This window comes from Streptomyces sp. NPDC001985 (assembly GCF_040296845.1).
GTDB lineage: Bacteria > Actinomycetota > Actinomycetes > Streptomycetales > Streptomycetaceae > Streptomyces.
Map to the genome: position 1 here is coordinate 1 of NZ_JBEOYB010000164.1, position 4,636 is coordinate 4,636.

Here is a 4,636-nt window from a genome sequence, read left to right on the forward strand (position 1 = left end):
CGCCCCCCGGGTCAGCGCACCGGCGGACCCCGTACGGGCGGCCGCACACCTCCCGGCCCCGACCGGGCCCCCGGGCCACCGGGGGCCGGCACCGCGGCCGGCCGCGGAGCCGGAGCGCCCCGTGCCGCGGCAGACCGCCGCGGCCCCTCCCGCGCCCTCCGTCCACCCCCCGACCGCCCACGCGGTGCCTCCCCGCACCCCGACCGCTCCCACGATGGCCGCCCGCACCCCACCCGACCCCGCGCCCCCCTCCCGTACACCCGTCGGACCTCCCCCCTCCCCCACCGTCCCCGACGCCATCACCCACGACCCCGCTCCCGCTCCCGACGACGATCTGCTGCCCCGCCGGCGCCGCCGGGTCCGGGCCGCCGACTACCCCGTCGAAGCACACAGCCGCCCCCAGCCCCCCACGCGCTCCCCCGAAGAGGCCGCAGCGGCACTCGGCGCGTTGCAGGCCGGGACCGCAGCCGCACGCAACGCCGCCGACCCCGAAGGGAACGACCCCCGATGACCAGCCGCACCTCCCGCGACACCGGCGATACCGCGTGGGTGCTCGACCCGATCCTGGAAATCCCCCATGTCCGCGCGGCCGTCCTGCTGACCAGGGACGGCCTTGTGTCCGGCTACTCCGACCGGCTCTCCCAGGCCTCCGCCGAACGCGTCGCGGCGATCACCAGCACCGTGCAGGGGGCCTGCCGCACCGCGGCGGCGGCCTTCGCGGACAAGGACAGCGCCGAGGTGCGGCAGGTGGTCGTCGAATCCGACCACGGATACATCCTGGTGGCGCCCACCACCCACGGCACCTGTGTGGCCGCCTACGGCGACCCCGAGGTGCGGCTCGATCTCCTCGCCCACCGGGTCCACTCCCAAGTGGCCCGGCTCGGCGAGAAGGCGATGGCAGCCGCTCCCCGGGGAGCCAGCGGCCACACACCGCTGTGAGCGGCCGACGGGCCGGCCGGCCCCTGGTCCCCGCCTATGTCTCCACCGGCGGCACGACCCGGCCGAGCCGCAACAGCCTGGAGCGCCTCTCGGTCCTGACCGATCTGACGACCTGCCCGGGAGAGCCGGCCACCGGAGCCGCCTGCGGAACCGGGTCGTCCTTACCGGCACCCGCGGCCGGCCCGGACGTACGCCGGGTCCGTCGGCACACCCCTCCACCCGCACCATCCGCCCCGCACACACCACCCGCCCCGGCCGGACCCGCGGTCCCGGCCGGGCTCCCCGCCGCGCAGCGCACCCTCCTGGGCACGCTGGACGGCGGATCGCTCACGGTGGTGGAGACGGCGGCCGTGCTCGAACTGCCCGTCTCCGCCGTCCGCGTCCTCGCGGCGCACCTCATCGACCTGGGCCTGGTGGGCGCCCGCCCGCCCATCCCGTACGCGGCCCAGCCCGACCTTGATCTGTTGGAGAGAGTCGCCGATGGCCTCCGCGCCCTCAAGCTCTAGCGGCCTGCACCTGCCGGACAGCGCCCGCGAACTGGTGAAAATCCTGGTCGCAGGCCCCTTCGGGGTCGGCAAGACCACCCTGATCGACTCCGTGTCCGAGATCCGGCCCCTGCACACCGAGGAGCAGCTCTCCGAGGCGTCCGTGGCGGTCGACGACCTCGCCGGGGTGCGGGACAAGACCACCACGACCGTCGCCATCGACTTCGGGCGGATCTCCCTCAACGGGGGGATCGTGCTCTATCTCTTCGGCACCCCCGGGCAGGAGAGGTTCCGCTCGCTCTGGTCGGACATCGCCTTCGGGGCCCTCGGCGCGCTGGTCCTGGTCGACACCCGGCGCATCGATGACTCCTTCGAGGTGCTGGGTCTGGTGGAGGACGCGGGCCTGCCGTACGCGGTCGCCCTCAACACCTTCCCCGACGCGCGCCAGTACACCGAGGAGCAGTTGCGCACCTCGCTGGACCTGGAGCCCGGCACCCCGATGGTCGCCTGTGACGCCCGGGACACCCGGGCCTCCATCGACGCGCTGATCTCCCTGGTGCAGCATCTGCTCACCCGGATGAGCCAGGCCCCGGCACCGGTCCCGGACACGGTCCCGGGCGCGGCTCCGGTCCCGGACGCGGAGCTGTCGTGAAGAGCCCGCCCGCGCCCGCGCCGACCCCCGCCGCGCCCGTCCGGCTCTGGGAGGACGGATTCGCCTCCGACCCCCACGGCTACTACGAGCTGCTGCGGGCCCAGGGGCCCGTCGGCTGGGCCGAACTCGCGCCCGGGATCTTCGCGTATGTCGTCGTCGACCGGCGCGCGGCCCTCGATGTGCTGCACGACTCCGAGACCTGGTCGCACGACCCGCGCCCCTGGGAGGCGGCGGTCGCCGAGGACTCGCCGATCCTCGGGATGATGCGCTGGCGGCCCAACACCCTCTTCGCCGACGGCCAGGCGCACATCCGCTACCGGCGCACCCTCGTCGACGCCTTCAGCCTCGTCGAACCGCACGATCTGCGCGAGCGGGTGCACCGGGCCGTGGACATCCTGGTCTCCCGGTTCGGTCCCCGGGGGCGCGCCGATCTCGTCTCCGACTTCTGCCGGCCGCTGATGGGGCTGATCTTCAACAACCTGTTCGGGCTGCCGGACAGCGAGAGCGACCGGCTCACCGACTCCATGGCGCAGATGATCGAGGGGGTCGAGAGCGCGGCCCAGGCCGAGGTCGAGTACGGGCGGTACGTCCTCGAACTCATCGCCACCAAGATGGCCCGGCGCGGCGACGACCTCACGAGCTGGCTCCTCGACCACCCGCTCGAACTCACCCCCGAGGAGGTGACCTGGCAGGTCTTCCTCACCCTCGGCGCCGGGCACGAGCCCACGGCGAACCTGGTCTCCAACGCCCTCTCCCGCATCCTCGGGAACCCGGCGTACTACACGACGCTCACCAGCGGCTCGCGTCCCGTGATGGACGCGGTGGTGGAGGTGCTGCGGTACGAGACGCCGCTCGCCAACTACGGCATCCACTACGCCCGCAGGGCCGTCAGCTTCCACGGCGTGTGGATACAGGCCGCCGTGCCGGTCGTGATCTCCTACGGCGCGCTGGCCCACTTCGCGGAGAAGGACTCCGGCGGGGTGCGCCGCACCAACGACGCCTCCCATCTGTCGTGGTCGGCCGGGCCGCACTCCTGCCCGGTGAAGCAGCACACGCTCCTGATCGCGACGGAGGCCATCGAGCGGCTCACCCAGTGGCTGCCCGATCTGAGTCCGGTGCTGCCCCGTGAGCGGCTCACCTGGCGTCCGGGGCCCTTCCACCGGTCCCTGACGGCGTTCCCGGTCCGGTTCACCCCCCGCACGCCCGACCAGTCAGGAGAGCGATGATGAGCGGGTCCGCCCCGGTGGCCATCGACCCCTTCGGCATCGACATCCCGGCGGAGTGCGCGCGGCTGCGCGCCCTGGGGCCGCTGGTGCCCGTCGAACTCCCCGGCGGGATACCCGCCTGGGCCCCGACCGGCCACGGCATCCTGAAGAACCTGATCCTGGACCCCCGGGTCAGCAAGGACCCGCGCCGGCACTGGAGTCTCTTCCCCGAGATCGCCGAGCACCCCGAGTGGGGGTGGATTCTGAGCTGGGTGGGCGTGGTGAACATGCTCTCGGCGTACGGGGCCGACCACACCCGGCTCCGGAAGCTGATCGCGCCCGGCTTCACCGCGCGCCGCACGGAGGGGATGCGGGAGCGGGTCGGGGCGGTCACCGGCGAACTGCTCTCCGCGCTGGCGGCCCGGGGCGACGGGGAGGTGGTGGATCTGCGGGCCGGGTACGCCCACCCGCTGCCGCTGCGGGTGATCTGCGAGCTGTTCGGGGTCCCGGAGGAGCTGCGCCCCGGGGTGGTGCGGCTGGCGTCGGCCGTCCTCGACACCTCCGATCCGAGCCCGGCGCACGCGGCGTTCGTGCAGGAGCAGATCGGTACGGTGCTCTCCTCGCTCATCGCCGAGAAGACGGCGAACCCGGGGGACGACATGACCAGCGACCTGATCCGGGTCCGCGCGGAGGACGGCGACCGGCTCGGCGAGGAGGAGCTGGTGCACACCCTGCTGCTGGTGATCGGGGCGGGGTTCGAGACGACGGTGAATCTGATCGGCAACGCGGTGGTGGCGCTGCTGCGGGACCCGGGGCAGCTGGGGGCGGTGCGGAGGGGGGAGGTGTCGTGGGAGGCGGTGATCGACGAGGTGCTGAGGGTGCATCCGTCGATCGCGAACCTGCCGCTGCGGTTCGCGGTGTCGGACATCACCGTGGAGGGGGTGACGATTCCGGCCGGGGCGGCGATTCTGACGACATTCGCGGCGGCGGGGCACGATCCGGAGCACTACGGGCCCGATGCGGGGAGGTTCGACGCGGGGCGCAGTGCGGATGATCATCTGGCGTTCGGGGTGGGGGTGCACCGGTGCATGGGGGCGCCGCTGGCGAGGCTGGAGGCGAGGACGGCGCTGCCCGCGCTGTTCGAGCGCTTCCCGGAGGTGAGGTTGGCTGTGCCGGCGGGGGAGCTGGAGCAGGTGCCGTCGTTCATCGCCCACGGCTGGCGCACGATCCCGGTCCGCCTGAGCTAGGGAGTCTCTTTCGGATCGGGCCGGATCGGTGAGCGGGGTCCGGTGCCGGGGCTCGCGAGCCCGGCACGCTACGAAACACACGACCCAGGGCGCAGGAGGCGCCACCCC

At 73.6% G+C, this 4,636-nt stretch carries 5 protein-coding genes; all 5 read left to right on the forward strand.

The genetic code is table 11. The features are described from left to right. Positions 1-507 precede the first annotated feature (507 nt). The 5 genes from ABT122_RS33255 to ABT122_RS33275 are packed head-to-tail and all read left to right on the forward strand — an operon-like array spanning position 508 to position 4,528. The gene (locus ABT122_RS33255) at positions 508-939 is read left to right on the forward strand and encodes a roadblock/LC7 domain-containing protein (RefSeq protein WP_351559872.1); all 432 of its coding nucleotides are present in this window, start codon (positions 508-510) and stop codon (positions 937-939) included. After that, the gene (locus tag ABT122_RS33705; protein WP_451068627.1) at positions 936-1,445 is read left to right on the forward strand and encodes a DUF742 domain-containing protein; all 510 of its coding nucleotides are present in this window, start codon (positions 936-938) and stop codon (positions 1,443-1,445) included. The genes ABT122_RS33255 and ABT122_RS33705 overlap by 4 nt, the downstream gene beginning before the upstream one ends. Beyond that, positions 1,420-2,076 (forward strand): GTP-binding protein, encoded by a 657-nt coding sequence (locus ABT122_RS33265; protein ID WP_351559874.1) that lies wholly within the window; start codon positions 1,420-1,422, stop codon positions 2,074-2,076. The genes ABT122_RS33705 and ABT122_RS33265 overlap by 26 nt, the downstream gene beginning before the upstream one ends. Beyond that, a complete protein-coding gene (locus ABT122_RS33270) occupies positions 2,073-3,302 on the forward strand; it encodes a cytochrome P450 family protein (protein WP_351559876.1) in 1,230 nt (409 codons plus the stop codon). The genes ABT122_RS33265 and ABT122_RS33270 overlap by 4 nt, the downstream gene beginning before the upstream one ends. Then, entirely contained in the window at positions 3,302-4,528 is a 1,227-nt protein-coding gene (locus tag ABT122_RS33275; RefSeq protein WP_351559877.1) for a cytochrome P450 family protein, read from the forward strand. Before ABT122_RS33270 ends, ABT122_RS33275 begins: the two co-directional genes overlap by 1 nt. Positions 4,529-4,636 lie beyond the last annotated feature (108 nt).